This window comes from Embleya sp. NPDC127516, from assembly GCF_044765325.1.
Taxonomy (GTDB): domain Bacteria; phylum Actinomycetota; class Actinomycetes; order Streptomycetales; family Streptomycetaceae; genus Embleya.
In genome coordinates, this window is the sequence record NZ_JBIWJT010000014.1 from 90,020 (window position 1) to 115,781 (window position 25,762).

The following is a 25,762-nucleotide window of genomic DNA, read 5'->3' on the forward strand; positions in this document are numbered from 1 at the left end:
CTGCGGGAGGCGTGCTTGAGCTCGGCCACTGACAGTCCCATCCGGTCACGTCGTCGCGGACGAACCCGGCGATCTTCCCAATGCGTTGGCGGTCGTGTGCCGGTTGAGCCTCTCGTGTCCGTCGCGCCCGGTCTGCTCGCGCAGGTGAGCCACAGCGACGGGGAGGCAACCGTCGCCTTCAGCGCACTCGACCGCGAGGCCCCGGTGCGCGAGCGCAAAGTGTTGACGGGTCCCGAGTCCGGGGGCGGTCGATCCGCACAAATCCGTGAATACGGGGCCACCCCCGACACCTCGAACGCTACGCGGCACGACCGAAACACACGCGATCTCGCGTACGGGGTCGACTCACCTTCCGCGGTCGCGCCTGATCCGGGCCGCCACCTCGGGGACGGACGCCCAATGCTCGCCCCGGCGTCGTACCCATGTCTCCCGCAGGGCGTTCACCTCGTGGTTCAGGTCGTCCGTGCGGAGGTCGTCCATATTGGGAAGGTCGTATTTCCGCCCGGTCGAGTCGTACAACACGGCCGCCCGTGTCGGCTGGTCCTCCAATCCCCAGGGCAGCGTCTCGATCTCGATGCCCTGCACGTCCCGCCACTCCACCACGCGGGTACGAATCACCCCGCGAAGCGTCACGCCGTGCCCGTCGACGACCGTTGCCCTGATCACGTGCACACGGAAGAGCTCGAAGGACATCAACACGGAGAACAGCCCCATCAGCAGCGGCCCGAGGGAGAACCAGCCGGTCTCCGAAGCGATCCCCACCGTGGCCACGACACCGATGCCGAGCACGAAGACCATCGGGAGCATGCCCGATCCGAGGCCCAGCCGATATTCACGCCACTCCGAGGGATCCCCACGCCCGCAGGACACGACCATCAACTCCGGTGGTTCGACCGGCGAACGAAAATGCGTACGAACTAATCTCCGGACGAGCCAAGCACACGAAGCCCCCGCGCGGGAGGGCGCAATGGTTGCCGGCGTGCGCAGGAACGGTGTCTCCCACATCTGCGTCGCGGCGCGATTCCTACCGGAGGCATATGCCCAATGGGAGGCGAACGTCGGGTGGGTCGCCGGTGTCGGGCGGCCGAACCGGTCGACCTCCGGCGGTTCCCACGCCACCCCCAAGTGCAGCATCCTGGAGGTCGCCCAGGCCATCGGCCGCGCCCTACGCCAACACCCCGGCGAAGGCCGCACCGCCACCGCAAAAACCCCGACCGATGGCGCGAACGCCGGCAGCGACTGACCGAGATCGACCCCGACTGGAACCCCACCGGACGGCCCGATCCGGCGCAGCGGTGGTCGCTGGACTGGCAGCGCATGCTCATCGACCATCCCCGCGCGTAACACCCCCGCGGCCCGCCACTGGGCCATTCGCCCACGCTGTCCGCGTCGCGCGCGTACACCGCCGGGGCCGGCGCAAGCACACCCTGCGGTCGGGCCGAGCGCCACAGGAACGTGCATCCCCACGACAGCCACGCCACACATGCGCCGCCACCCTTGGGCGGGCCACCACAGCAGATCGGTCACACAAGCCTGCCCCGGTGACAAACCAGCGTGCTTCGGCACAGCAACGCCACCGACGGACTCGCCACCAACCGAACGAGGCGCCCAGCTCCGGGAGCCCGATCCCGACCCGACCCGACCCGACACATTCGCGGCGGACGACACTGCCGGGGAACGTATCCGCTGCATGGCTATAGGGAACCCGTGCACCATTTTCCCTTCGCCGTTGGGTGCTTGAGCACTATTTCCCTTCAGGCAGCGCAACTGATGCACCATTTCCCGCTGACAAGAGGCTGCCGATGCACCACGGTTGAGGAATTCTGCCACCACTCGCGTGGCGAATGCGCGCACCGTACGGCGACGTCCGCGACTATCCGAAAAGCGCGGCGAATGAATGCGGTCCGTGGCCGGCGGCCCCGTCGGTTCCGACCGGAGACCGGCCCCGATAACCCGTCCCCGGAAAGGAATACCCCTGCGCGCCATGAACAGACGCGTTGCCAAGTTCTGCGTGGCCATCGCGCTCGCATTCACCACCGGCGTCTCGACAGCCGGCCGGGGCCGAGGCAATCGCCGCCACGCATTTCATCCCGCGCTCCACATCGGCAACGCGGCAACGCACCGGGTGCACGCGCACCCCGACATCGTGGACAACGACGACGGCCCGTTGGACGTGCGGACCGACGGCTACGGCGTGTCCATGCAGCTCCGGGGCAAGGCCAACGGCGTCCGGAGCACGCGATGACCCTTACGGCTCGGGCAAGATCCGCACGCGCTCGTGCCGAAACCGGGCGCCGGACGTGCGCGCCACCCGGAAGTACGGCACGGCTGATCCAGGAACGACCGCCGGCACGTCGGACCGGGGCAGCCGAAAGGCCCGGGTGGCGAATGTGCCACCACGTCGAATCTCCATGCGGGCTTATGAAAGACGCATCACTTTACGCTCCACCGTAATGCTTTTCCGGTGTCGAGCCCGAGCCGATGACATAGTTCGGACATTGCAACAAGTCTTTCCGTGGCCGCGCGAGCGGCAGATCATCGCCCGCATCGCCCGACCCGGTATCGCCGGCAGCAACCGAGAAACGGCTTCATCCACAAAGCGCCGATCCACGCTGCGCACGAGACAGGAGCAGGGCTTCGGATCTACGGTGGTCGCTCCAATCGGCCAACATTTCGAGAGGACACCTATGCCTCCCACCGGTGAAACCCCGGTCACCAAGCGCTCCCGTCGCGTTCGTCGCACCATCGGCGCTCTGGTGGGCGCAGCCGGACTGGCGGCGCTGACCGCCGTCGCCGCGCCGCCCGCCTCAGCCGCCGACGTTCCGGACGGCATCGTGTGGGACCACGTGTACCGCGCCCCCGGCGTCACGGTCTACGTCGAGGAATACGGGGACATCGTCTCCGTCTGCGATTCGGCCGGCAACGGCAAGCCGGCTACGGTGTCGGTCACGGACAGGAGCTCTGCCAGCTACACGATCACGGTCACCAAGGGCTACGGTTCGTGCGTCACGCGCGGGGTCAGCGACGGCAGCTGGTACAACCTGGCGGAGGGCGCACGTATCGACCTCACCTACCAAGGCGCAGGGGGCAGCACTTACTACCGGGCGAGCTACATCAACGACCACTGACGGCCGCCCCGGCCCGATGACGACCGGGTTACGGCAGCGCTGCACTCAGATGCACCGACCTGTCGATCACCTGGTTCCCGACGCCTGCCCGAAGTCCTGCCGGAGTATCGGCGCTCCGGCAGGACTTCGGCGTATTCCCTGGTCAGGAGCAGTGAAGCAGGCATCGAAAACAAAAAGAGCCAGTGTGATCGTCCCGAACACCGGGAAACGGCCCCCGGCCCGGAGTTCCTCGGCGGAGGTCCACCCAGGTTCTCGCGGACAGTGCCACCCGTACCAGTGTCGGGGGTGGGGCGTGGGGGGTGTCGTCGGTCATGTGGCGACCGTAGTCGTCGGGGTTGGTGTGCGGCCTCGGGATCGGGTGTCTCCGCTGTCTCACGCGTCCTCGGGGAGGCCGGTTCGGCTTGTTCGCCCGGTCGGGCGCGGGCTCGTTCGTCTCGTTCGGGTGAACTGCCCGCGCTGGGTGCCGGGTTGGCGCGACTGTCGGCGGGTGCCTTTCGCGGGGTCCACACATTCGCCTTCGGCGTGTTGTGCGGGCTGTGCCCCGCGGAGGATGACGGGGAACGGCTCCAGTCGCGGCAACGCGTGGATGCCGTCGGCGAACTCCCGAACCCCGCCGACCCGATCGCGGCCACCTGCGGTGAAGCCGCTCCGTTCGTCTCGTTCCGGCAGGGGACGAATTCGCCAACGGCATCCGCAGCAAGGCGCGGTCGCAGCCGTTCTCGTTCGTCGCGCGGGCCACCGGTGGAGGGGATCACCGGTGGCCCGCTGACGGGTCATCCCGCCTGGCCTCGCCGGATCCGGTCGGCGATCGTTTCGATCTGATGGTCGAACAGGCGGTCCATGCTCGCCATCGGCTGCGGGCCGGGTCCGGGCGCAGCAGGCCGGGCGCGAGGTCGTTCAGGCCGATGTGGCGGCCGGGGTGTAGGAGTCCTTCGAGGTGTTCGAGGACGAGGGCGTTCAGGTTGGTGTCGCGAGGGTGCGGTTGACGGGTTCCATCGCGGGGTCGGGCGGGCGGTGGGTGGCGAGGACGCGGCGGTACATCACGTGGTGTTCCTCGTCGGGTCGGGCGGCGGCCTCTTCGGTCGTCACGGCCCGGCAGGTGACACCTTCGTCGTTGGTGAATTCCCGACATACATGTCGGGGACCTCCCAAGGTCAACGGACCGGGAACGGTACTCCGCCGATCCGACGAGGGGAAGAGAATGGCTCGGGCCGGGGTGGTCGAGGGGTGTGCTCGCGCGTGGGTTCTCGGCCTCGTGGCCGCAGCGGGTGTGCGGTCGCCCGGAACGCTGTGCGTCCCGGGCGGTAGGTGTACAGGCGGGCAGCCGTAAGGCTCCTGCGGTTTGCTGGACTCGGCCGTTCTCAGGCCGCGGCCGTGGGGTTCGCCGGTTCGGTGTCGGGGCGGTGTTCGGTGTTGACGCGGTGGGCTTGCTCGAGCCTGCCTTCGAGCACGGCGATGCGGCAGGCTGCCTCGATGGAGGTTCCGTGGTCGGCGAGTTCCCGGGCGCGGGCGGCGATGCGCAGTTGGTGGCGGGAGTAGCGGCGGTGTCCGCCGGTGGAGCGCTGCGGGGTGATCAGGCGGGCTTGTTCGACGGCGCGCAGGAAACTCGGGGTGGTGCCGAGGAGTTCGGCGGCCCGGCCCGTGGTGTAGGCGGGGTAGTGGTCGTCGTCGAGGCGGCCGTGCGGGTCCTCTGCTGTCATCACACCTCTCTGTGGAACGCGTTGAGGGGCCCTGGTGCCGTTGGCACCAGGGCCCCGAAGGAACTGCTACACCATCCGCCGGCCCTGACACTGTGCCGGCCTGTCGTTCCGCAAACCCGACCGAACCGCAGCCGGGGGTTGCGGGGATCGCGGATTCGTGACCGGAGACCACCTCACCAACGATGTCCTGCGGTACCCGGGTTGGAGACTTCCGCCCGGGCGATCCCGATGGCGCTTCCACTCCTTCGTTCTTCCTCGGTGACCAGATTGCGTACTGCCGGTACTGCCCTATCGGTTGCTGCGTACTGCTCTCTTGGGTTACTGCGTACTGCCGGTGCTGCCTTCTTGCGTGCCGCGGGTAATGCGTACTGCTCGGTGGCCCGTGACGGCGCCACCCCTGCTTCGCCAGCCGGCCCCGATCGCCCGTTCTGCGTGTCGCTTGGCTTGGAACCCCACTGCCGAACCTCCCGGTGCGCGCGCCCGCAGCCGACGCCTTCACCGAGGTACCGCTCACCTACTCCACTGCGACCTGCACTTGCCGGTACCGCCACCGCGTGAACCGCGGTACTGCTCACGGCTGCCCTGGTCACTGCGGACCGCCCGGTACGTCCGTCAGTCCCGTCGCCGTCCTGCGACAACCCTGGCTTCGGGACACCACAAGCGCACCGTCCTGCACCTGCGACCTCATGTACTGCGCACTGCGACTACGGGTACTGCGACCGGCAGTTCGTCTCTGCCAGGCCCTTCGGTCTCTCTGGGCTACGACAGAAACCATAGCCACAGCACCACCTGATGTCTACTGCGGCCACGATAGATTTTCGCGCGCCGGGTGGTGAGGTAATCGGCTTCGAGCGGATGGCGGGCGCGTGGCCGTCATCCCCGAGGACGGCGTCGTCCACTCCCGGCGAGACGCCGCCACCGGCGCCGACCTCACCAACACATCACGACCCTCGAGAACCGAACCACCCACCCCGGGTGACGACTGAGCGCGCAAGGAATCGCCCCGGCAACACGGCGCCGCCGGTGCGCTACGAGGCGATTCGGGTCGCCAACCCCGAGAGTCCGGGGACGGGGTTCCTACTGTTGGTGGTGCCGCGCAGCCCGCACAGCCCGTACGGCCCGCACGCGGCCGCGTGTGCTGCGCGCGGCCGGAGCCGGCGCCCGGTGGTTCGTGAACTCAGCAGATGTGTCGCGGAATTCGAGTTGAGAAAGGAAGGTGAAGGTCATGGACTGAGGTGACCCCGCAGAAATGGCGCTCGATCAGATGGACCGGGCGAACACCGTGACGTGGGCCGTCGACGACACCGCCGTGCCCGGCGAAACCTCCGTACTGGCGACATCCGCCCGCGCCCGGCAGGGACCAACGGAACCCCGGTGCTCACCACCCACCGCCTGATCTACGCCAAGGAGGGCCGGCCCACCGTGGCGGTGCCCCTGGGGCATCACCGACATCACGACCACGTGGTCACAGCTCACCGGGCACGTACTCAAGATCGTCGCCGTCGGCGGTGCGTACGGTTGGGAGAACCTCGCCCGGGCGGACACGTTCGTCGATACGCTGCGCGACGCCGTCGCCGCCGCGGTTGCCGCGGCCGCGAGAGCGCGGCAGGACACTGGGGAACCAGCCGCCCCTCGGCGGCCGGACAGCCCGTCGATGCTCGACGAACTCGCCCGGCTCGCCGTCCTGCACCGGCACGGCGCACTGACGGACGACGAGTTCGTCCGGGCCAAGAGGCGAAGCATCGGCGGCCGACGACACCGGAGCGGGGCCGATCCCGGCCGTTGCCGGTGCGGCGGACGGCCGGGCGAAAGGCTCTGCGCAACGCCGGCCAGGGCGCGTTCGAGGCCCTGAGCCACGAACCCGACATCCCGACCCGCCGTCGCCCTCCGCACGGCCATGGGTGCGGAGGGCGGTCACCAGGCGGAGGATCACACCATTCCGGGGCCCCGGTCGTAGGTGAGGAAGGCCGCGCCGCCCTTGAGGATCGTGTGGTCGACGAGCTCCCAGGCATTGGGTGCGAAGATCGCGGTCCGCCCGAAGAGGGGAATGCCGGAACCGATGGTGAGCGGGCTGAGTTTGACGATCACCCGGTCGATCTCGCCGTAGAGGGCGCCGGCCAACTCCCCGCCGCCGACGAGCCAGATGTCCTTGCCATCGGCGCGCTTCAGCTCCCGGATCTTCGACACCGGGTCGTCGGCGACGAGTTCGACGCGGGGGTCCGTGCTTTCGGTCAGCGTCCGGGAGAAGACCAGGTGCCTGAGGTGGGGGTAGGCGTCGGTCACGCCGGCCGCGAGGCCGACCGCGTAGCTGTTGCGACCCTCGACGACGGTGTCGAAGCAGGTGCCCTCGGCAGTTACGCCGAGCGCGGTGCGGGCAGGCCCCGGCAGGGTCTCGGGGTACTCCTCGACGAGGTGTCGGATGTAGTCCTCCGACGGGGACCAGAAGCCCCCGGGGCCGGTGGGGTCGGAGCCGTCGGGCCCGGCGATGAAACCGTCGAGCGTGGCGGCGATGAAGTATACGAGCTTGCGCAAAATGGGTCCTTTGTCGATCTGTTGCGGTGTGGTACGGGACGGCGCGGTGCGGTTGCGATGAAGTGCGGAGTCGGCGGGCGCTGTTCGGGAGCGGACGCCGTCGCGGGGTTATTTCGTGGTGGTGGGGAACGGAGTGACGATGCGCTCCACTGCCCGGGTGACGAGCTCGTCGCGCTCGGCGTCGGTGAACACGTCCGGCAGCGTGAGCTGCTCGACGATCAGCCAGTTCATGGCCAGGTACATCAGCAGAACGGCGGTCGCGCCGCCGGGCAGGCTCGCGGACTCGTGTCGGCTGACGTTCTCGTCGATGTCGGCGCGGACCCGCTCGGTGAGCAGAGTGCGCAGCTCCGGCCTGCGGGTGGCCTCCAACCGCAGTTCCAGCAGCGCCAGATGCCCGGAGGGGAAGGCGGTGATCCTGCCGAGGCTCTCCCGCAACATCGCGCCGTACGACGCGGCATCCCGCGCCTGGTCGAACATCTCGGCGAGCGCGCCCTCCTCCGGCCTGAGCCGCTCGTAGACACGGGCGCCGGCCTGGACGAGCAGGTCGTCGCGGTTGCGGAAGTAGTTGGACGCGGTGCCGACGGGCACCCCCGCCTCCTTGTCGACGGCGCGCTGGGTCAGGCCCCGCGCCCCTTCGCGGGCGAGAACCTCGATGGTGCCGTCGAGCAGCGCGGCCCGACGGGGTGAGTTCTGACGCATCTCGCACACCCCTCTTCGATCTGAAGTACACCGAGAGTGAAGCACTTCAACTGAAGTACGTCAAGTGAAGTACTTCAATCTAAGTACGTCAGATGAAGTGCTTCAAAGGAAGTGGTCGGAAATGGGCGCAAGACAGGCGCACCCGCAGCACCGCGGGCGATTCGCGGGAATCATCCGATCTTCCGGTGGCACGCGGTCGGGTCGTCGATGTTCGTCGTGGCTCGGATCCGCCTCGCAAAGCACCGCGCTGACAGTGCCGAACTGTCGGCGTGGCGTGGCGTGGCGTGGCGTGGCTCGGCGCCGGCTGTCGGGCCTGGTCTCTAGGGTGCGGCGGGTGAACATCGACGAACTCGACCGCCAGGAACGCTTCTTCGACGGAGTGCCGCCGCGCACCGTCGATCTCCTGCTTGAACAGGGCCACTTGGACGTGGTGGTGGACACGGCGCGGCTGGGCGAGTGGTGGTGTGCCCGGGGTGCGGTGAAGCATTTCCTGGCGTGTGGCGAGTACGAGGCGGCGTGGGAGGTAATCGCCCCGTTCGCCGAGACGGGGTGGTGGCCCGCCGTCGAGGAGGCCGCCCGGGTCTTGAACACCCGGGGTCGGGGCGAGGAGGCGATCGCGCTGGTGCGGGCCCGGGCCGAGGGCGGCGAACGCCTCGCCTGGACTCCCTGGCCCGGCTCCTCGCCGACAACGGCCGGATCGACGAGGCGATCGAGGTACTGCGCCCGCGCCTGGGCGACTGGTTCCACCGCGACGCCCTGGTCGAAATCTCCGACGGTCACGGCCGTGATGCCCGGGTCATCGACCTCCTGCGTCGGGCCGACGGCAGGGGTGGGCCGTGGAACACCGCGGTCATCATGTTGGCCCGGGTACTGGAGCGTGGCGGGCGGGTGGACGAGGCCGTCGAGGTGCTGCGCACGCGGATCGACAGGGCGCGGCACACGTCTACGAACGACGTCGAGGAGTTGACCGCGATCCTGGCTCGGCACGACCGCTTCGACGAGTTGCGTCTGCTCGCCACCGGGCCGCACGCCCGCTGGGCGGTCGGCTCCCTGGCGGAGAGGTTGGAGCAGTCGGGTCGCGTCGACGACGCCGTTGCGGTGCTTCGCTCGGCCGTCGAGGCGGACGTGCCGTGCGTCGCGGACCGGTTGGCGCTCCTGCTGGCTCGCAGCGGCCGCGTCGACGAGGCGGTGGAGGCGGTGCGTCCGGAGTTGGATCACGTGGACTGCGCTTGCCTGATGGTCGAGTTCCTCGAACTCCTGATCGCTGCCGGCGGTGCGCGGATGGCCCTCGACCTCGCGGCCGAGACGGCGGAGCGGAATACGCACGTCGCGGAGTACGTCACGGGTCTGCGTCCGTGGTTGTTGTCCGAGACCGGGCGAGGAGACGAGGCGATCACCGAGGTCGCCGCCCGGATCGAGAACGACGACGACCGGCGCGGCGTCGAGCAGTTGGCCGTGCTGTTGGAATCGGAGGGCAGGGTCGACGAGGCGATCGCCGCGTTGTGGGATTACGCCGCCGAAACCGGCTACGGTCGTTCACACTTGGCCCACATGTTGATCGGGCAGGGGCGGGTGGAGGACGCGATCGCGGTCCACCGCCTGCCGAAACCCGCGCCGTGCGATCCGGTGGATGATCCGCGGGCCGACGTATCCGCAGAGCCCCCATCCCTGTGATACGCGGCACCGAAGCCGGCGTGGGATCCGGTTCATCACCTGACACCGCGCGGCCGGCCGAGTAGCCGGGGGCCGACGCCCTCCGTGGGGGTGTGGTTCGTGGCTCCTCGCGGTCCTGCTCGGCGCCCGCCGAGGGCGGGGTCGGGCGGCAAGTCGCCGTCGTACGCAAGCGCGTCCTCGGCGGCGGCCTCGTCGCGTTCACCCCCGGGGTTCGAACAGCGGCTCAGCCCGGGCCTCGAACTCCGGGGCCAGGACGGCGCGCAGGCGGCGAATGCCTGCCCGCCGCTTCGGGCCGTCGGGGGTCTCGTCCCACAGTGCGGCGAACTCGGAGTCCTCGGCGATCACCCGGTCGAGCGCAGCGACGGGCAAGACCCCGAAGATCGTCCGAGAAGATCGGGAGGGCTTCGGCGGGACCGTGGACCGTGCCGATCGGGTCGCCGCCCGGGCAGTGTGCCGCGACGAGCGCGGCGGCGGCCACCACCTCCTCCCGCCCGGGCTTCGGCAGTTTCGGGCGCGGTCCACGCGGGTGGGCGCGGCCCGCACGAGCGCCTCGCGCCGGTCCAGGGACGCCTCGCCCAAGGTGAGGGCGAAGTCGGCGGCCATGTCGTACTCGAAAGGCTCGATGTCCCACGTGCCCAGGGCGTGCTCCGTTGGTGTCCGAAGTGGGGGTCCATCGACAGGTCCGGCACGACGCGGGAGGCGTCGCTCCGGGGTCCGGACCGGCAATGGGCGGGTTTATGCCGACTGGCGTTTGACCACGGCGTCACCCGCAGCTGCAGCGGCGACGAAGAACGTTGCGAGACGAACGAGTCCCTCGTGCAACGCCCGCCTCACGTCGTCGTCCCACGGCATCAGGAGGTCCAGCGGCGAGTCCTCGTCGTCGGTGAACACCGATTCCACCTCCCGAACGCGCTGCGCGACGTCGACGCCGCGCAGGAACCACGCCGCCTCGCGAACCTGCGGAGGCTCGAGCACCCACACCACGGCGCCGAGGAACCCGTACTCCGGGTGTTCCTCTCCCTCCTCGCGTACCTCGCCTCCGTAGACGGGGAGTTCGCACGCCCCTTCCTCCCGGTCGTCGAAGGTGAGCACCGCGTGCATCACGTCGCCGATGCGCTCGACCCCCAGCACCATGCCCGCATCCCGAAGCGAAGCGAACTCCCGGTCGTGCCAGTACGGCACCATCTCCTCCAACTCCCGCGCGGACCCACCTGCCACCGTCCCACCGGGCAACCGCCGCCAGAAGAAGCTCGCACCCACCACGACTCCCCCGGCCGCGATGTCCACGCCATCCAAAGGAGCCATGGCACCTGCCGGACCAGGGCGCCGTGTTGCTCGATGCGAGGGTCGCCGAGGAGGGCGCGGAGTTCGTCGGAGACGGGGTCGTCCACCAGGCACAACCGGGCGAGACCGTCCCCGACGAAGTGCGGGAACCGGTGCCACGGGAGCGCGTCGTGGGGGAACCTGTCCTTGTCCTCCTGTGACATCGCGCCCATGGCGGTGCGCACGGTGCCCACCCCCGCCTGCGGCCACCCGGGCCGGCGATCGTCCTTCACGGTCACGCCTTCGGACACCGCAACGCTCCCCCATCAGCGACCACGCGCGGCGTGGTCTCTCGTCGTCCGTCGCCTCACCGATCGCCCAACCGCGATCAGGACGAACGGAGCCTAGGCGTGCCGGCTGACAGTCGGTCAGTCGGAGTTGGGCCACACGAGGATGCCGTTTCCGAACTCGGTGGTCACGGGGATCCACGCCTCCGTTGCCTCGGCCAGGCGGGATTCGTCGACCTGCACGGGTGTACCGGGGTGGCCGAGGTCGAAGAAGGCCGGGGCGGTGCCGAGGGGGAGCCTGATCGGGGCCACAGCCGCGCGGAGTGCGGCGAGGTCGATCTGGGTCCAGGTCCTCGGGCCGCCGGTCCCCGCAAACTCCCGCACGAACAGGTCGTTCAGGGCCGCGTACGAGTCGGGGGCCTGCACGGGCACCAGACTGCCCTCGACCTCGCTCTGCACGCACGAGGTCCCGCACGTCTGAAGGTGGTAGACCGTACCGGTAGGGGCCTCCAGCACCACGAACAACCAATCGTGTTCGAGGAGGTCGAGGTGATCGAGATCGACACGAAGCGCGCGGCGTTGTTCCATCACCGCATGCTGCAATCCCGCGCCCGCGGTGTCTCCGCGTTTTCCGTGGCTACGCTCCTTCCACGCGTGGCGTTCTCGGCACGGCGGTCGTCGACAGCTATCCCCCGTACGGCGTGATGGTGCGCCCGCCCGTGAGTTTCCGACTGCCGGTGACCTTGCCGCCTGGGACCTCGGGGGGTGCTCAGGGGGCGGTCGGCCACCTCTCCATGGCCGTGACGGTCTCCATCGGATGGGCCTCGAAATCGGTCATCCCGAGTTCGCCGCCCTGCCCGAACGCCGGCCACAACCCGACGAGCCGCTCCTCCCTCTGCGGGCTCAGCCCGGCGCACAGGCTGCCGGGGAAGGCTCCGACGCCGTGGGTGAGGCCACACACGGCAACCGGGGTGAGGTGCGGCCCCTATTCTTCCCCCATGCCCGTCAACCAGTACGTCTACTTCGCGCTGTCCAGCCGCTACACGACCGCTGCGGAGATGACAGCCATTCTCGGTCTCGAACCCGACGAGACCACGGTCCGCGGAAGCCGCACGACCGACCCCAAAGCCATTCCGGTGCTCCACCGTTGGAAAGTCGTCTGCCGCGAACCGGGCCTACGTGTCGACGAGCAGATCACCCTCGTGCTCGCACGCCTCGCTCCCCGCACCGAAGCCATCGCCGCGCTCGCACGCCGCTTGGACGCCGAAGAGCGGGAAGGCCCCAGCGCCGTCCTGGAAGTCGTCCGACGTTTCAACGACGAACCGGGTCCCCCCGGTCATCCCGACAGCCGGGACGGCGGGACCCCACCGAACCTGTTCGGCTGGCATCTCGACCGCGAAGTGCTCGACTTCCTGCAGACCACCGGAACCGTCCTCGACATCGACGAGTACGACATGACCCCGGACCATGCCGAAGACTGAGCCCTTTCAGCCGCTCCGACCAACCAGCTCTGCCCCCACGCTCGGCATACTCGCGGGTTCGGCGGAGGTCGACCTATGCGGAAATCCGCATGGGTCTACGAACTCGGCTGGCTGCCGCTGCCCGAGGACGGCTCCTCCGCGCTGTTCCAGGTGATCAAGGCGGCATTTCCAAAGCGCACATGTTCCGGCGCATGTGTGCCGGACGGAGCCGTAACCTCGAGGGTTCGACCTGTGTAAGGTCCGGAAGTCTTGGTACTCGTCGCAGACGATGCCCTGGTTGACCCAGCGCTCCGGGTCGGCGGCGAGATCGCCCTCCGCCGACTGGACTGCGTCCTCGGGGGTGGGCAGGACGGCGACCTCCCGACCCAAGCTGGTGGTCTCCATGGGCGCGACGCTCGTCATGAGGCTTCTCGCTCTCCGTCGATCCCCGCGTCTCGGTGGTCTGCGGGGCCCAGGACTTGCGGCTGCCGTTCCGGGTGTTCACGACCTTGTCGCCGACCACGATCTGGCGCCGGCAGGCACGTCGACGTTCGCCGAGTTCCGCGGCCTCGCGACGACCGAGTTCCGAGAGCCGGCCGGGGAACCAGCCGGTGGCGAAGCCCGCCTCGTTGTCGGTGGTGGTGGCGTGCGTCTCGTAGGCGATCTCTACGGCCATCGCGGGGATCCTGGGTGCGGGGCCTGGGTGCCCGGGCACCCGGGCACCCAGGCACCCAGGCACCCGGGCACGCGGCGCTCGCGGCATTTGGTTCGACCCGGACCCGGACCCGGCGGGAGGCGATCTCACCCTCTCGACACGGACCCCGGCTACCCCCGGGAACAACAGTCCGGCCCAGCCGGACCACGTGATCTCCATGCCCCGACCGTGCGGACGAGACGGCACCGAGACGAGCTCCGGGAAGAGAGTTGACGGAGCGTCAGGCCAAGGGGCGTACGGCCCGGACGTACTCTGGCGCCCACAATCGACGCACGCGCCGCTGCCCCGCCCCGTCACTCACCGTGGCAAATCCCGGAAAGTGACGCAAACCCGATGAACGTGCGGAGTGATGGGGCTCGTGAAAGGTCCTCCCGCTCGGGGATTCCTCGGAACCCCCGGCACTTGAGCCGGAGATCGGGATGCCGGGTCAGAAGACCACGGCGATCTTTCCTGCCAAGCCGCCCTGGAGAAAACGAGCGTGTGCTGCCTGGATCTCTTGGAGGCCGAAAACGGAGGCCATGCGCGGCCGCAGGGAGCCGTCGTCGACGAGCCTGGCCAGTTCGTCCAGCCCCGTGCCGTCCTCGTGCACCTGGTTGACGGTGGTACGCACGCTGCGGGAGGACATGTCGGGGACTGGACCGGCCTGGGTGGCGATCGACGCGTATCGGCCTCCGTCGGCCACCGCTTCGGTCACGAATGCCCCGAAGGTGTCGAAGACTGCGTCATAGTGACGGTCTTGCAGAGTATTGCGGTCGGTGGTGACGAAATCGGCACCGTGAGCGCGTGCGAAGGCTCCCTGCGCATCCCGGGAGACCAGCGCATCGACCCGGGCGCCGCGTGCGCGGGCGATTTGCAAAGCCAGTCCGCCGACCGCCCCTGCGGCGCCGGCGATCAGCAGCCGCTCACCGGACTTGACGGCCAGCCAGTCCAGCGTCTGCAAAGCTGTGAGTCCGGGCAGCGGCAGCGTGGCCGCCTGGGCCAGACTGACGGACCGCGGCGCGGCGGCGACTGCCTGGGCGGGAAGGGCGACCAGGTCGGCCCAGGTCCCGCGGCCTGAGCCGAGTTGATGCGACATGGCGATGACGCGGTCACCTGCGCGCAGCCCGGTGCTGCCACCCGACCACGTGGCACGCAACAGGGCAACGGCACCGAGCCGGCCCTCGTTCTCCCGGGTGCGGGTCAGGGCGCGGAGCCGGGACAACCGGGGCTTCCAATCCGGGTCGGCACCGTCGGCCGCGGCCAGCAACGCCCGCAGATCGACGCTGTCCCAGGGCCCGTACTCGTTCTCGAAAACGGCCCGGGCGACCAGCGGGTGCCCGGTGCCGGCGAGCCGCCGACGGAGGACGGGGTCCTCGGCAACGGCATCCGTATTGCGCGCCAGCGCCCCGATCCATTCGCCGCCGACTGCGATCGCGGCGTCCGAAAGCGGCTGTGGGACGTGCGGCGCGTATCGAACCGCGTCGGCGAAGGCCGACGGATCCCTCCTGATGGCCGCCTCCACATCGGCCTGCCGGCCGTGGGCCGCCAGACACTCGATTCCTGGCATGCGCGGCATCTTTGCCATGCGGTACTCCCCCGTCCGGCCGACCGCGGCTCCGCCCGGCCGACGCCATTGCGTGGCCAGGGACACTAACAGCGCACACCGCGGGACCGGATCCAGCGGCGGGAGGCCGGTGAACCGCAACGGTCAAGCCTCCGCCAGGAGAACATCGACACCAAGATCAATCGTTGGCTTTCGATGCTTCAGTCGTCCCTGAGAGACCGGCGAACCGGAGTCGCGGGTTGCCTGGACGAGTTCGTTCCGCTCATCCTCCAACTCCTACCTCGTCCGGTCAGTGAGCCGAAGGCGGCGGCCGACACAGGAATCCCGACCGTGAACCCCGTCCTCGCCGGCGCACGACCAAGCCGCTGGGCGCGAGGTTCCACTGCCCCGGCCGGTATTCCGGAGAGCACACGCAACCACCGCCAGGTCATACGGTCGAGACAGGCGGTTGGGGATCGCAAACGGCAGGAGTCCCGTCCCCGTGCAGAGACCGAGGGCCGGTGCCCCACGGGCCGGGCCATGGACTACTGCCTGTCCCCGGATCGGACCGAGCCGACGGTCGTGCTGCGGGAAGGCCGGCGGCCGCCATGTCGCGCCGTCCGGATCCCGAAGGATGCCTGGGCGGCGAAGCGGATGCTCCGCGCGAACCTCCGCCACAATCGGTAACAATTCAGTTACATTCGATCACTGTGAGGGCATGCAGCGAATCCCATCCGCTGCCGGAGGTGTGACAAATCCGCGCACCGATCGCCCGCTCGCACGTGATCGCGACGGCCTTTGGGGGCCACGTGAACAACATCTACGCAGAGGTGGTAGCTGTCCCATGACACAGGAAGCCAGGATCGACGTCGAACTGACGTGGAAGCAGGACGAGGAGAAGTCCTCGGCGGACCAGGTGGCGGAGTTCGCCGGGAACCTGCCGCAAGGCCCTTGGTTCGGCACCCCGATGGCCGTCGCGCGCGACGGCGACCGGAAGCCCAAGCACATTTGGCCGCTCCGGTCCGCCCGACCGTACCGGCGGGAGGTGGCCGTCGGCGAAGCCGCGGTCTACCTCGCCGACGGCCACAAGGAGTTGCAGCGGCCGTTCATCTTCGCGGACGGTTTCAACTACGGCCGCAGTGACCTCCCGGGACTGTTTGCCCACTTCAACGCGCCCTACCCGGGCAGCAGCGTGGGGTTCCTCGAGCAGCTGCTCACCGCGGGCATCGACGTCGTCCTGGTCGGCTTCGAGGAGCGGCACACCTACATCCAGGCCAACGCCGGGGTGGTGATCAGCGCCATCAACAAGGTCATCCAAGAGAGGCAGGGCAGTGAGCCGCTGATCGTCGGCGGAGTCAGCATGGGCGGCATCATCACCCGCTACGCCCTCGCCGAGATGGAGAGCCGGCAGCAGGACCACCAGACCGCGACCTATCTCTCCTGGGACTCCCCCCACAACGGCGCCTGGATCCCGCTGATCCTCCAGCAGATGGCCTACTTCTTCGAGTCGCTGCCGGCCGCGCCCGGCAAGGTCAAGGAGGCCGAGCTGATCAGGAGCCCTGCCGCGCAGCAACTGCTGTACGCATGGGTGCCGGACGCGAAATACGAAGGCCCCGTCGCCACCTCCAGCGAATTGCGCACGCAATTCCTGGCCGAGCTGGAAGACCTCGGCCGGTTCCCGCAACGTCCGCGCAAGCTGGGCGTGGCCAACGGCACCGGCGACGGCACCGGCCGTGACCTGCCGGCGGGCACGGAGGTGTTCAAGCGGCAGGTACCACTGATCGTCTACGCCCGGGCGAACTTCCAGCCCGACGGCGGGACGCGCGAGCCGATCGGTGAGATGCGGGCCGTCGGCCAGGTCCGACGGGGCTTCACCTCGCACGTTCCCGGCCTCGACGGCGCCCCCGGCGGCACCCTCGACTCCTTCGGCAAGATCGCCGCCGCACTCGGAGCCGACCTCCCGGAAACCTACAAGTTCAGCTGCTTCGTCCCCTCGGTGAGTGCGGTCGCTCTGGACTACGACCCGGCCCGGTGGGACGTCAACCCGTACGAGAAGGTCGAAGCGGCCGACGAGAAGAGCGCACTCGACGAGTTCAAGTGCGACAGGGAGAACACCGTGCACAGCCAGGTGACCAAGACACTGGTCGACTGGATCGTGGAGCGAATCGTCCACTGATACCGACGAATCGGACAGCACGGGACATCGGCCGCCCGCGGATCGCCGCGCGGCGGCTTGTTCCCAAAGGGTGCGGGGACGGGCCGCAGGTCGGCGGCGTCCCCGGCCCCGGCCCCGGCCCCGGCGGCAGCAGGACGGAGACGCAGAGGATGTCGTCGACGTCGCGGTTCGCCGGACCCGCCGCGTGGATTCTGTTGCTGCCATGAGTGCTTCGATCCGCGGGCACGGTGTCGTCCTCGGTGGCTTCTCCGCACGAAGACACGGTCGCCGTCGTTCCTCACAACTTCCCGACCCGCCAATCGAGAAGCGGTGAGCCCGACGGGGGCGAGCCCCGTCGCCATCGTGCCGGGTCCGACGAGATTACCGGCCGCGGCCGCCCCAGAAAGCGACCCCAGCCGGAGCGGCGGTCTCGATCCGCCGCAATTCCCGGGCGCCGCCTCCAGAGGTACTTGACGTCGATGATCGACAGGCCGTCGATCGGCACCTCGTTGGACAGGTCCAGGCTGTCGCCGCCGTGCTGGAGGCCCAGCGGATCCGGGGACCGGGGAACCCACCCTCGATGTCGGCGGTGGCCGGGGTGTCGGGCGCGGCAGCGTCGACGAGCCCGGGGAGGCGGGCGGCGAGGTCCACGGCCGACTCCCCGGGCCGCCTCCCCAAACTTTCGGCGGCTCGGGCGAGTTGGTCCTCACCGACGACCGAAACGATCCGGTCGGCTGTGATCGCCTCGTTGGGGCCGTCGCCGACCCACGACCGAACCCGAGACTTCAGGCCGGCTTCGGCCAGGCTGATGGCCGGGCCGACGGTGCTTGTACGGCTTGCTGCCCTTCGTTGCGGAGGATGATGGCCGAAAGGTCAGAAAGCGCGGACCTTGGACAGTTGGCCGTCACCGCACCGCCCTCCGCCTTGTCTGGCGGCAGGATTGGGCCCATGGACGAGTCGAGCACGCTCCCACCGGATGCGGCACATGTAGGCAAGCGACTGAGCGAATGGGCCGACGACGATGAGCGGGTCGGCGCGATGATGCCGGACGGCCCGCGAAGCCACGGCGAGGCATGTTGGGGCGTCCTGGAACCCACGGGACTGGTCCATCGTCAGCCACCCGGAGACGCCCATGACGGCCCGCGAGACCCCGCTGAACTGGATGCGGCCCTGCGCCTCAGGCTCACCGTCGACAGCGCACCCTTGTGGATCATGGCGACACTGACCCGTTTTCTGGCGATGGACGGGGGCCCACCCGAGGAGTTCGTTGCCAGGGCCCGCGCGTTGGCGGATGACTTGGTCGAGTTGCTGGGCCCCGAGGGTGACTGGCGGGCGAACGGTGACTATGTCGTGCGGGGCGTGCGGGGCGAAGGCTATCCACCCGAGCCGTTGTCGAAGGCCCCGGAAGGCGCGCGTTGGTCGCCCGGCGGAATATGGGTACCCGTAACCGTTGCCCCCTTCGATGCCGCAGTCGTCGGCCGGGGCGCAGGCCATTGCGTAGTCATCGTCAGAGCGGAAGCCTGAGACGATACCGGCGGCTTCGAGGTCGCGCGCCCGCCTGGCCGAGGAAAGACTCGACCACTTCGCCGACGACCCCAAGACGGACGCCGTCGTCTACGCACTGCTGTCGATCTCGCTCCGCCTCGCCCGAACTGCCCGACACATCCCGCGAGCTGGACTTGATCGACGGCCGCCTGCTGGGGATTGCGGAGAGAGTCAGCACGATGGCCTACAAGGACTGGTCTCACGAGAGCACAGGGGGGCGGCATGGCGTTCCAGGCCGCACACAAACAATGGGGAACCGTTACTCCCTCCACCCGCCACGTGGTCGCCACGGGCAGGCGGAGGCCACCCGTCCCCACCGGTGTGCCCATGTCGCGGCTGCCGGTCGGAACGCCCGCTCCATCGAAGGCGACACGCACCGGGACGGGTGCAGGTCGTTCCGCACGACCTGTGTCGGGAGTTCGCTCCCCTTCAAGGTGTACGGATTGCGCGCGGCGCGCCGACCCCCGGCAGTTCAGGCGGTCGCGCGCGAACGGCCGAGGCGGTCGCGTACCACCACCCGGCGACGAGTTCCGATGCAATCGCTGCATGCACAGGTTCGTCACACGCGAGCCCATCCAACCGACCATCGCGGCGCCGGCCCGCCGCGAGTCAACCGCACACCGCCCTGCGGTCGCGGTGTGCGGTTGGGGCGGACCGCAGGGCGATTCGGACCAAGTCCTGCGGACGGACGTCGTGCGCCCACCCGGTCAGGCGCACGGTGGTCGTCGTCGCCGGGCGCAGCGCGAGGTCGACCAAGTCGTGCCCGTACAGGGGCCGGTCTCGCCGGTTCGATCACTTGGAAGAGGCTGCGGGCGGTGGCGTTCGACGCCTCGGACGGAGTGACGTCACGCAGGGGCGCCGAGCGGCGGGTGTTCGAGCACGCGTGGCTTGTACTCGACCAGTTGGATGCGGCCGTCGAAGGTCCGGTGCTCGATCATCTCGAGGGCGACGTCCGGGTAGCCGTCGTAGATGCGTTCCGCGCCCGTGGCCCCGGTGATCACCGGGAACATGCCGACCCGGAAGCGGTCGACGAGTCCGGCCCGCAGCAGGGACCGGCACAGGCTGAGGCTGCCGATCGTGCTGAGGAGCCCCGAGCCGTTCTCCTTCATGGCGCGGACCGTCTCGACGGCGTCGTCGCGGACGAGCGTGGAGTTGGCCCACGTCAGTGGCTCCTCGAGCGAGGACGAGAACACCACCTTGGACGCTTGCGTGAGCCCGTCGACGGACGCCTCTTCCTCGGCCCTGAACTCGTCCTGACCATCCGGGACCTCGCCGGCGGCGAAGCCCGACATCTGGCGGTAGGTGTTCGCTCCCATCAGGTAGGTGACCTCAGGCTGCTCACCGAGCCAACCGAGGTACTCCGGGCCCTCGAGACCCCAGAACCCGGGCCAACCCTCCCCCGACGCGTAGCCGTCGAGCGAGGTGATGAAATCGACGAGAAGCTCCGACATGACGGTGTCCTTTCCTCGGGTGTCACGAGCTTGGACCGGCCGCGGGCCACAAACTCATCGGTCCGTCCGAATGTTTCGATGACAGGCTCAAAATCATCACAGTCAGTAATCGGAGAACTGTATACTGTGGTGCGGGCCTTGCCCTGACACCCTCACCGGACACCACGACCGCACGCTCATCCTCGCCGCCGTGCACTACGCCGCCCGCGCCCAGGACCCCGCCGGACTTTTCGCCCGCGACGTCGCGCCCCACCCGCGCGGCCTGGTTCGTGTGACCACTCTCACCGGCAAGACGAAGCACTCGGTCCGCGACGCGCGGATCCTGCGCCGGCGCGAGCCGGAGGTCTGCCCCGTGCGGGCCTGGCAGACTCAACGGGGCCCGCACGCCTGGCCGCCGACGCCGCGCCCGAGTGGTCCGCGCCCGGTGCCCCGGCGCTTGTCGGCATCGACCAGTGGCGCACCGTCACCGGCGCCCGGCGTTGGGTGGCAACCCGGCCCGGGCCGACGCGCGCTCGGTGCGGCTCTTCAGCGCGACGGCGTCCAACGACCGTGCTCCCGAGCGCTGGAAACTTACGGGCGCGGCTCCCCCGTCCACCCGGTGGGAACGCCGAAAAGACCGCCACGCTCAGGCGGTTCGCCGATTCGTGTCGCGACCGAGGTGGACGTGGCCCGGCGGATCGTGGGCGTGGCGGAGACCAGGACGCCGACGAGGACTCGGCCCGGCCGAGTCGACGCGGGGCGTCCGCGGTGTGGACAAGGCGTTCGCCGAGTCCCACGGCCGACCGCGTGGCGCCCGGGGCACTGTGGTCACCTCGATGCCGCAGGAAGGTTGTCCGGCTCGGGCAGGAGCGCCGCAGGGCGTCGAGGCGTCGAAACGGAACCGGCGCCAAGCCTCCGTCGGCCGCCGGTGGGCGGCCGACGGAGCGTCGGCTGCGTGGGGTGTGCCGCTCAGTTCGTGAGGAAGGCACCTTCGCGGCAGTCGCGGCAGACGAAGACGTAGCCCAGTTGGCCGCCGAGGTTCATCGCGGTCTGCGCGGAGATTCCCTCCTCCAGGTGTGCCGCGAACTCCATCGTGCCGGTGCAGGAGGGGCATGCGGGCAGTCGGTCGTCCTCGAGGTAGGAGGGGCTGCCTCCGAGTGACCCGAGCACTTCGCGTTGCCTCCCGAATCGTTCTTCGGGCTCCCGTTTCCACCCCGAGCGGGCGAGGTCGTACGCGTCGGGCGCGACTTCGTCGTCATCGCCGTCTTCGCCGTCCTCCGCGGGGTCGAGCGTCACGACGTGGGTGCGGATGGCCGAGGCGGCGGGCAGCAGCGTGACGCCCGTCGCGGGCACCTCGACCGGCCGCAGTTCCTCCCGGGGAAACAGATGGACCCGGTTCCCGCCGGACGTCGCGTCCCAGAACTCGCACGCGCCGGGATCGTTCTGGCACACGAACACCGACAGAACGCCGTACTCGACGGGAAGATGGGCGAAGAACTGCAGCGGCCCGCCGCAAAAGGACCCGCATATGGGCCAGCTGAATCCCGCAGGAGCCAGCGGCACTCCCCCGGTCCGCAGGACGCCGGAATCGGCCGGTACGGTGCCGTCGTAGATCATCAGAGTGGACTGCATGGTGAGAGGCTACGGCCGAAAACGTCTTGCACCACGGCCGAGAACCCATCGTGATCTCCACACCACCGCACCTGGTGGACAAAACGCTCTCGACTGCTCCCGCACAGGCCTTCCTCGGACCGGGAGTGCGCCCCCCTCGTGCGGGCTTCAGTGGCCGGCCGGCGCTGTCGCGGCGGAGCATCGCTAAGAGCGGGTGGTCTTCTCGCCGAAGCGCCTGGGGGCGATGGTGCGCGGGTCCGACCGCCTCTCCGGGCGCGCCTGCCTGGTAGGGGCCCTCTGGCTCGCTGTCCCGGTCGTGCGGGAGGAGGAAGAAGACCCTGCGCAGTTGCAGGCCGCTGTCGGGGTCGACTTCGGCGGTCTTGTCGAGTTCGATGTACCCGACCATGCCTGCGGGAAGAACGACTCGGGCCCGTCGCGATCGGGAGCCGCACACCATGGGCCCGGTGGAACGCGGGCCGTTCCGCCGGGAAGTTCGTCGCTGCGGAACGATCCCCGCGTTCGCGGGGCTGATGAGGTCGTGCCCCGTGTTCGCTCCCACGAGATCTCGGGCTGGGCGAGGACGTCGCCGCGGTGTACGACTCGGACCGGACCCGGGGCCATCGCAGGATGCTGATCCGCCGGCGTGGCGAAGTCGTGTCGGACATTCGGCAAGACCGCCGTCGTCGTCGTGATCACCGCGAAGTCCGCCGAGCGCAAGGTCTTCGGCCTCGCCACCGCAGGCGTGCGTCTCGCTCGACCTCTTGCGCGTCAGTCCGGCAGCCAGTGCAACTCGTGCGCCAGGGTTTTGGCGACGGCACGGATGCGGCGGTGTAGCGGCGACTGCTCGCGTGGGAGGACCAGGTGGATCGTCAGGCTTGGCGCGCCTCGCAGCGGTCGCCAGGTGAGACCGGCCGGTTGTGCCGTGGCCGCGGCTTCTCCGGCCGGGGCGAGGGTGACGCCGTCGCGCAGGTCGCGCTGAGACATGTCGAAAGAGACTGCGGGCGTGTGGAATCGGGGGTGTGGTCGGGTGTCTCGGAACAGTGCGGACAGCTGCTCGTGGATCACGGGGTTGGCCGCACGGTCCGGGAGTCGCAGCGGATACGCGGCCGCGTCGGCGATCTCGATCTCCGGGTGTTCGGCCAGCGGATGGTGCTGCGCCAGTTGGACCCCGACGCGCTGACGCCGCAGCAGGAACCGGCGCACGCCACGGCCCGGTTGTTCACCGCGGGTGATCCCGGCATCGATGCGGCCGTCGGCGACCGCGGGGGAGATCTCCGGTGTCGCCATCGGGACCGCGCCGACCTCGAGTCCGCTGTTGCCGCGAATCAGCCCGTCCACCAGGGCCGGTGCCGTCTCGGCCCCGGTGCTGAGGCTGTATCCGATGCGCAGCGTGCCCAGTTGGCCGGCCGCCGCGCTCCGGGCGGTGTCCCATGCCCGGTCCAGCGCCGCCAGCGCGGGCGGCGCGGACTCCGCCAAAGCCGCACCGGCCGCGGTCAATACGACGCTCCGCGTGTTGCGGACCAGCAGGGCCGTACCGAGTTCCGCCTCCAGTCGGCGCATCCGGGCGCTGAGTGCGGGCTGTGCGATACCGATCCGTGCGGCCGCGCGGGTGAAGTTCAACTCCTGCGCCAGCACCAGGAAGTACCGCAGGCTCACCGTATCCGGCGCCACGCGCCCTCCCTGCCGATTGATAACGATCCGTTCTGAGTCTATCCCGTATCGGTCTTTCCCTCGACCGCACATCCAGCCCTAGCCTGCGCATATGACGATCCAACCGACCGCAGTACCGGTCGCCGGATCGATCGATCCGAGTGTCGATTCGAAGTCGGACGTATCCGGCCGAACACAGGAGGTTTCCATGGCCAAGGGCTACTGGGTCAGCGTCTACCCCGCCATTTCCGACCCCGAGGCGCTGACTGCCTACGACAAGCTGGCCGGTCCCGCCGTCCGGGCCGGGGGCGGACGCACCCTGTCCGTCGGCGGTCGAGTCGTCGCCCACGAGGCCGGAATCACGCAACGCGTCGTTCTGATCGAGTTCGACAACTTCGAACAGGCCGTCGCGGCATACGAGAGCGAGGCATACCAGAAGGCGCTGGTGGCTCTCCCCGACGGCTACGAGCGCGACTTCCGCATCATCGACAGCATCGACTGACCGGCCGGCCGCCCAGCCATCGCCGAGCATCCGTCACCCGATACGCACACGCTGCCGTACGACGACTCACGAGACGACTTCGAAGCCATGCCCCGCGTCCCGGTTCGTCGTCGACGTCCTCGACGGCCTGATCCCTGTCGGGCGGATCGAAGAAGCGACGCGACGTCCGGGCCGGCCGGACCGTCTCGCTGACCTCGTCGACGAAACCCACCCTCGCCCGAAGCGAACCGCGAACCGCGAACCGGGAACCGCTTCTCACACGACAGATCGGTCCAGCGAACAAAGGCTTCGATGACCGGGGGCGCATCCTGCATCCCTCTGCCGTGTGCCCCGTCGGGGCTACTCGGAGTACTACTGACAAACAGTTTGAAGAACCGCAGGTCGAGACCTCTTTCGAGGGGTTTCGATCTGCGGTTCCTCTGTTGTCGAAGCAGCCCGGGGCGCCGGCGGTAGGGGCCTGTTGCTGCCCGCCGTCCCACCGGATCTCACACCCGGCGAGCGGCCGGTGGCCCCGTCGCCGGCCGTCGGCGTACCGCCCCGGGGCGACGAACGCCAAGGCGGGAGGGCGACGTGGGCACGTACCTGAAGGTGCGTACTTGATCAAGGACCGGCGACCGGGAAGTCTTGCTGAGGCGCGCCCAGTCCGTCGTCCGATACCGCCCCTGTCCTCGCGGCCAGGTGGTCCCGACCCCAGGCGGAGAGCAGTTCCAGCAGTTCGTAGAGCCGACGGCCCCGTTCGGTCAGCGAGTACTCGACCCGGGGCGGCACCTCGTCGTAGTCCTCCCGGTGCACGATCCCGTCGGCCTGGAGCTCCCGGAGCTGCTGGGTCAGCACCTTCTCGCTGATGCCGGTGACCAGCCGCCTGGTCTCCCCGAAGCGGCGCGGACGCTCGGAGAGCGCCCACATGACGAACGACTTCCACTTGCCCTCGAACACCCCGACGGCCACACCCATCCCGCATGTGTGCGGATCGGTCACCGTCACTACCTCGGAGTTCCCCATGTCTGCTTCCCCCGTCACCGTTCTCGGCCTGGGCCCGATGGGCCGGGCTCTGGCCTCCGCGTTCCTGGCCGCGGGCCATTCCGCAACCGTCTGGAACCGTACTCCGGGTCGGGCGGACGGCCTGGTGGAGAACGGCGCCGTCGAGGCAGGCACCGCCGCGGAGGCGATCGCGGCGAGCGACCTCGTGGTGATCTGCGTGCTGGACCACGAAGCCGTCCGTTCCGTCATCGCCCCGCACGCCGCCGAGCTCGAGGGCCGGACCCTGGTCAACCTCACCGCCGGAACCCCCGACGACGCCCGCGCCACCGCCGAGTGGGCCGACGCGCACGGCATCGGCTATCTCGACGGCGCGATCATGGTTCCGACGTACCTCGTCGGCGGCCCGTCCACCCTGGTCCTCCACAGCGGCCCGGCCGACCTGTACGAACGCCACCGGGACACCCTCAGGGCCATCGGCGGCACCTGTGTGCACCTGGGCACGGCCCCGGGCCGTGCGGCGGCGCACGACGTCGCGCTGCTCGACATCTTCTGGACGGCACTGACCGGTGTCGTCCACGCCTTCGCCCTCGCCGGGTCCGAGGGTGTCACCGCATCCGAGCTGGCCCCCTACGCCAAGGGCGTCGCCGCGCTCCTGCCCGACGTGATCGACGCGTTCGCCGAGCAGGTCGACACCGGCAACTACCCCGCCGGGGGCTCCAACCTCCGCTCGGCGACGGCGATCATGTCCCATGTCCTGGAGGCCTCGCGCAGCCGGGGCGTCGACAGTACGGTGATCTCCGCCGCCCATGAGATCGCGCGCCGGGGCATGGCGGCCGGTTACGCGGACGACTCCTACGCCCACGTCGCCGAGCTCCTCCGCGGCTGAACCCGCCTCTCGACCGGGACGG

The 25,762-nt window shown here is 69.4% G+C and carries 25 protein-coding genes and 1 pseudogene; 9 read left to right on the top strand and 17 right to left on the bottom strand.

Annotation, left to right across the window (positions count from 1 at the left end):
• Positions 1–345: 345 nt before the first annotated feature.
• Positions 346–807 carry a PH domain-containing protein gene (locus ACIRL2_RS26800; protein ID WP_402235076.1) on the bottom strand — a complete coding sequence of 154 codons (462 nt, stop codon included), beginning with the start codon at positions 805–807 and terminating at the stop codon, positions 346–348.
• A gap of 172 nt (positions 808–979) precedes the next feature.
• On the opposite strand from ACIRL2_RS26800, the gene ACIRL2_RS26805 reads away from it, so the two are divergent.
• The 3 genes from ACIRL2_RS26805 (at position 980) to ACIRL2_RS26815 (ending at position 3,128) form a co-directional block, all read left to right on the top strand.
• A complete protein-coding gene (locus ACIRL2_RS26805; protein ID WP_402235079.1) occupies positions 980–1,243 on the top strand; it encodes a hypothetical protein in 264 nt (87 codons plus the stop codon).
• Positions 1,244–1,984: 741 nt separating this feature from the next.
• On the top strand, positions 1,985–2,245 hold the full coding sequence (locus tag ACIRL2_RS26810) for a hypothetical protein (protein ID WP_402235081.1): 261 nt from the start codon (positions 1,985–1,987) through the stop codon (positions 2,243–2,245).
• Between the two features lie 253 nt (positions 2,246–2,498).
• Positions 2,499–3,128, top strand: a complete 630-nt coding sequence (locus ACIRL2_RS26815) for a hypothetical protein (RefSeq protein ID WP_402235083.1) — start codon at positions 2,499–2,501, stop codon at positions 3,126–3,128.
• Positions 3,129–4,085: 957 nt separating this feature from the next.
• On the opposite strand, the gene ACIRL2_RS26820 is transcribed toward ACIRL2_RS26815, so the two are convergent.
• The 5 genes from ACIRL2_RS26820 to ACIRL2_RS26840 form a co-directional block, all read right to left on the bottom strand.
• Positions 4,086–4,217 (bottom strand): hypothetical protein, encoded by a 132-nt coding sequence (locus tag ACIRL2_RS26820; RefSeq protein WP_402235086.1) that lies wholly within the window; start codon positions 4,215–4,217, stop codon positions 4,086–4,088.
• 272 nt (positions 4,218–4,489) lie between these two features.
• The gene (locus ACIRL2_RS26825; RefSeq protein WP_395861585.1) at positions 4,490–4,828 is read right to left on the bottom strand and encodes a MerR family transcriptional regulator; all 339 of its coding nucleotides are present in this window, start codon (positions 4,826–4,828) and stop codon (positions 4,490–4,492) included.
• A 1,465-nt stretch (positions 4,829–6,293) separates the two neighbouring features.
• Entirely contained in the window at positions 6,294–6,587 is a 294-nt protein-coding gene (locus tag ACIRL2_RS26830) for a hypothetical protein (protein ID WP_402235088.1), read from the bottom strand.
• 170 nt (positions 6,588–6,757) lie between these two features.
• The gene (locus ACIRL2_RS26835) at positions 6,758–7,360 is read right to left on the bottom strand and encodes a dihydrofolate reductase family protein (RefSeq protein WP_402235091.1); all 603 of its coding nucleotides are present in this window, start codon (positions 7,358–7,360) and stop codon (positions 6,758–6,760) included.
• Positions 7,361–7,468: 108 nt separating this feature from the next.
• Entirely contained in the window at positions 7,469–8,059 is a 591-nt protein-coding gene (locus tag ACIRL2_RS26840) for a TetR/AcrR family transcriptional regulator (RefSeq protein ID WP_402235093.1), read from the bottom strand.
• A gap of 516 nt (positions 8,060–8,575) precedes the next feature.
• On the opposite strand from ACIRL2_RS26840, the gene ACIRL2_RS26845 reads away from it, so the two are divergent.
• A complete protein-coding gene (locus ACIRL2_RS26845) occupies positions 8,576–9,733 on the top strand; it encodes a tetratricopeptide repeat protein (RefSeq protein WP_402235096.1) in 1,158 nt (385 codons plus the stop codon).
• A 198-nt stretch (positions 9,734–9,931) separates the two neighbouring features.
• On the opposite strand, the gene ACIRL2_RS26850 is transcribed toward ACIRL2_RS26845, so the two are convergent.
• The 4 genes from ACIRL2_RS26850 to ACIRL2_RS26865 all read right to left on the bottom strand — a co-directional run bounded on the left by ACIRL2_RS26850 (position 9,932) and on the right by ACIRL2_RS26865 (position 12,244).
• Complete coding sequence (locus ACIRL2_RS26850; RefSeq protein WP_395861576.1) at positions 9,932–10,102, bottom strand: hypothetical protein; 171 nt, start codon at positions 10,100–10,102, stop codon at positions 9,932–9,934.
• Positions 10,103–10,468: 366 nt separating this feature from the next.
• Positions 10,469–11,038: a hypothetical protein gene (locus ACIRL2_RS26855; protein ID WP_402235099.1), complete on the bottom strand. Its 570-nt coding sequence runs from the start codon at positions 11,036–11,038 to the stop codon at positions 10,469–10,471.
• A 386-nt stretch (positions 11,039–11,424) separates the two neighbouring features.
• On the bottom strand, positions 11,425–11,871 hold the full coding sequence (locus ACIRL2_RS26860; protein ID WP_395861565.1) for a DUF6210 family protein: 447 nt from the start codon (positions 11,869–11,871) through the stop codon (positions 11,425–11,427).
• A 181-nt stretch (positions 11,872–12,052) separates the two neighbouring features.
• Complete coding sequence (locus ACIRL2_RS26865) at positions 12,053–12,244, bottom strand: hypothetical protein (protein ID WP_402235101.1); 192 nt, start codon at positions 12,242–12,244, stop codon at positions 12,053–12,055.
• Positions 12,245–12,281: 37 nt separating this feature from the next.
• On the opposite strand from ACIRL2_RS26865, the gene ACIRL2_RS26870 reads away from it, so the two are divergent.
• The gene (locus tag ACIRL2_RS26870) at positions 12,282–12,764 is read left to right on the top strand and encodes a DUF4279 domain-containing protein (RefSeq protein ID WP_402235103.1); all 483 of its coding nucleotides are present in this window, start codon (positions 12,282–12,284) and stop codon (positions 12,762–12,764) included.
• A 1,121-nt stretch (positions 12,765–13,885) separates the two neighbouring features.
• Here ACIRL2_RS26870 and ACIRL2_RS26875 read toward each other — a convergent pair.
• Positions 13,886–15,022 (bottom strand): zinc-binding dehydrogenase, encoded by a 1,137-nt coding sequence (locus ACIRL2_RS26875; protein WP_402235106.1) that lies wholly within the window; start codon positions 15,020–15,022, stop codon positions 13,886–13,888.
• 802 nt (positions 15,023–15,824) lie between these two features.
• Here ACIRL2_RS26875 and ACIRL2_RS26880 point away from each other — a divergent pair.
• On the top strand, positions 15,825–17,156 hold the full coding sequence (locus ACIRL2_RS26880) for a hypothetical protein (RefSeq protein ID WP_395861556.1): 1,332 nt from the start codon (positions 15,825–15,827) through the stop codon (positions 17,154–17,156).
• 360 nt (positions 17,157–17,516) lie between these two features.
• Here the strand turns inward: ACIRL2_RS26880 and ACIRL2_RS26885 are convergent, their stop codons facing one another.
• Positions 17,517–17,945 carry a YidB family protein gene (locus ACIRL2_RS26885; RefSeq protein ID WP_402235303.1) on the bottom strand — a complete coding sequence of 143 codons (429 nt, stop codon included), beginning with the start codon at positions 17,943–17,945 and terminating at the stop codon, positions 17,517–17,519.
• 138 nt (positions 17,946–18,083) lie between these two features.
• Between ACIRL2_RS26885 and ACIRL2_RS26890 the strand changes: the two genes are divergently transcribed.
• On the top strand, positions 18,084–18,659 hold the full coding sequence (locus ACIRL2_RS26890; protein ID WP_395861554.1) for a hypothetical protein: 576 nt from the start codon (positions 18,084–18,086) through the stop codon (positions 18,657–18,659).
• An 866-nt stretch (positions 18,660–19,525) separates the two neighbouring features.
• Here ACIRL2_RS26890 and ACIRL2_RS26895 read toward each other — a convergent pair.
• The 4 genes and pseudogenes from ACIRL2_RS26895 to ACIRL2_RS26910 form a co-directional block, all read right to left on the bottom strand.
• Complete coding sequence (locus tag ACIRL2_RS26895) at positions 19,526–20,131, bottom strand: dihydrofolate reductase family protein (RefSeq protein ID WP_395861552.1); 606 nt, start codon at positions 20,129–20,131, stop codon at positions 19,526–19,528.
• A gap of 948 nt (positions 20,132–21,079) precedes the next feature.
• On the bottom strand, positions 21,080–21,742 hold the full coding sequence (locus ACIRL2_RS26900; RefSeq protein WP_402235109.1) for a hypothetical protein: 663 nt from the start codon (positions 21,740–21,742) through the stop codon (positions 21,080–21,082).
• A gap of 183 nt (positions 21,743–21,925) precedes the next feature.
• Positions 21,926–22,127, bottom strand: a pseudogene (locus ACIRL2_RS26905) (DUF6009 family protein); the annotation flags it as partial.
• 362 nt (positions 22,128–22,489) lie between these two features.
• Positions 22,490–23,392: a LysR family transcriptional regulator gene (locus ACIRL2_RS26910; protein ID WP_402235112.1), complete on the bottom strand. Its 903-nt coding sequence runs from the start codon at positions 23,390–23,392 to the stop codon at positions 22,490–22,492.
• Positions 23,393–23,579: 187 nt separating this feature from the next.
• Here ACIRL2_RS26910 and ACIRL2_RS26915 point away from each other — a divergent pair, with 187 nt between their 5' ends.
• Positions 23,580–23,873 carry a DUF1330 domain-containing protein gene (locus ACIRL2_RS26915; RefSeq protein WP_395861548.1) on the top strand — a complete coding sequence of 98 codons (294 nt, stop codon included), beginning with the start codon at positions 23,580–23,582 and terminating at the stop codon, positions 23,871–23,873.
• Positions 23,874–24,473: 600 nt separating this feature from the next.
• Here ACIRL2_RS26915 and ACIRL2_RS26920 read toward each other — a convergent pair.
• Positions 24,474–24,875, bottom strand: a complete 402-nt coding sequence (locus ACIRL2_RS26920) for a winged helix-turn-helix transcriptional regulator (protein WP_395861546.1) — start codon at positions 24,873–24,875, stop codon at positions 24,474–24,476.
• Between ACIRL2_RS26920 and ACIRL2_RS26925 the strand changes: the two genes are divergently transcribed.
• Complete coding sequence (locus ACIRL2_RS26925) at positions 24,874–25,740, top strand: NAD(P)-dependent oxidoreductase (RefSeq protein WP_402235116.1); 867 nt, start codon at positions 24,874–24,876, stop codon at positions 25,738–25,740. The genes ACIRL2_RS26920 and ACIRL2_RS26925 overlap by 2 nt on opposite strands.
• The last annotated feature ends 22 nt before the right edge of the window (positions 25,741–25,762 follow it).

Coding starts and splice junctions, on each gene's coding strand:
- ACIRL2_RS26920 (WP_395861546.1), bottom strand. CDS start 24,875: ATGGGGAACTCCGAGGTAGTGACGGTGACCGATCCGCACACATGCGGG.
- ACIRL2_RS26870 (WP_402235103.1), top strand. CDS start 12,282: ATGCCCGTCAACCAGTACGTCTACTTCGCGCTGTCCAGCCGCTACACG.
- ACIRL2_RS26840 (WP_402235093.1), bottom strand. CDS start 8,059: ATGCGTCAGAACTCACCCCGTCGGGCCGCGCTGCTCGACGGCACCATC.
- ACIRL2_RS26895 (WP_395861552.1), bottom strand. CDS start 20,131: ATGTCGGAGCTTCTCGTCGATTTCATCACCTCGCTCGACGGCTACGCG.
- ACIRL2_RS26875 (WP_402235106.1), bottom strand. CDS start 15,022: ATGGCAAAGATGCCGCGCATGCCAGGAATCGAGTGTCTGGCGGCCCAC.
- ACIRL2_RS26855 (WP_402235099.1), bottom strand. CDS start 11,038: ATGGCTCCTTTGGATGGCGTGGACATCGCGGCCGGGGGAGTCGTGGTG.
- ACIRL2_RS26900 (WP_402235109.1), bottom strand. CDS start 21,742: ATGCAGTCCACTCTGATGATCTACGACGGCACCGTACCGGCCGATTCC.
- ACIRL2_RS26825 (WP_395861585.1), bottom strand. CDS start 4,828: ATGACAGCAGAGGACCCGCACGGCCGCCTCGACGACGACCACTACCCC.
- ACIRL2_RS26925 (WP_402235116.1), top strand. CDS start 24,874: ATGTCTGCTTCCCCCGTCACCGTTCTCGGCCTGGGCCCGATGGGCCGG.
- ACIRL2_RS26810 (WP_402235081.1), top strand. CDS start 1,985: ATGAACAGACGCGTTGCCAAGTTCTGCGTGGCCATCGCGCTCGCATTC.
- ACIRL2_RS26880 (WP_395861556.1), top strand. CDS start 15,825: ATGACACAGGAAGCCAGGATCGACGTCGAACTGACGTGGAAGCAGGAC.
- ACIRL2_RS26860 (WP_395861565.1), bottom strand. CDS start 11,871: ATGGAACAACGCCGCGCGCTTCGTGTCGATCTCGATCACCTCGACCTC.
- ACIRL2_RS26800 (WP_402235076.1), bottom strand. CDS start 807: ATGCTCCCGATGGTCTTCGTGCTCGGCATCGGTGTCGTGGCCACGGTG.
- ACIRL2_RS26890 (WP_395861554.1), top strand. CDS start 18,084: ATGGACGAGTCGAGCACGCTCCCACCGGATGCGGCACATGTAGGCAAG.
- ACIRL2_RS26915 (WP_395861548.1), top strand. CDS start 23,580: ATGGCCAAGGGCTACTGGGTCAGCGTCTACCCCGCCATTTCCGACCCC.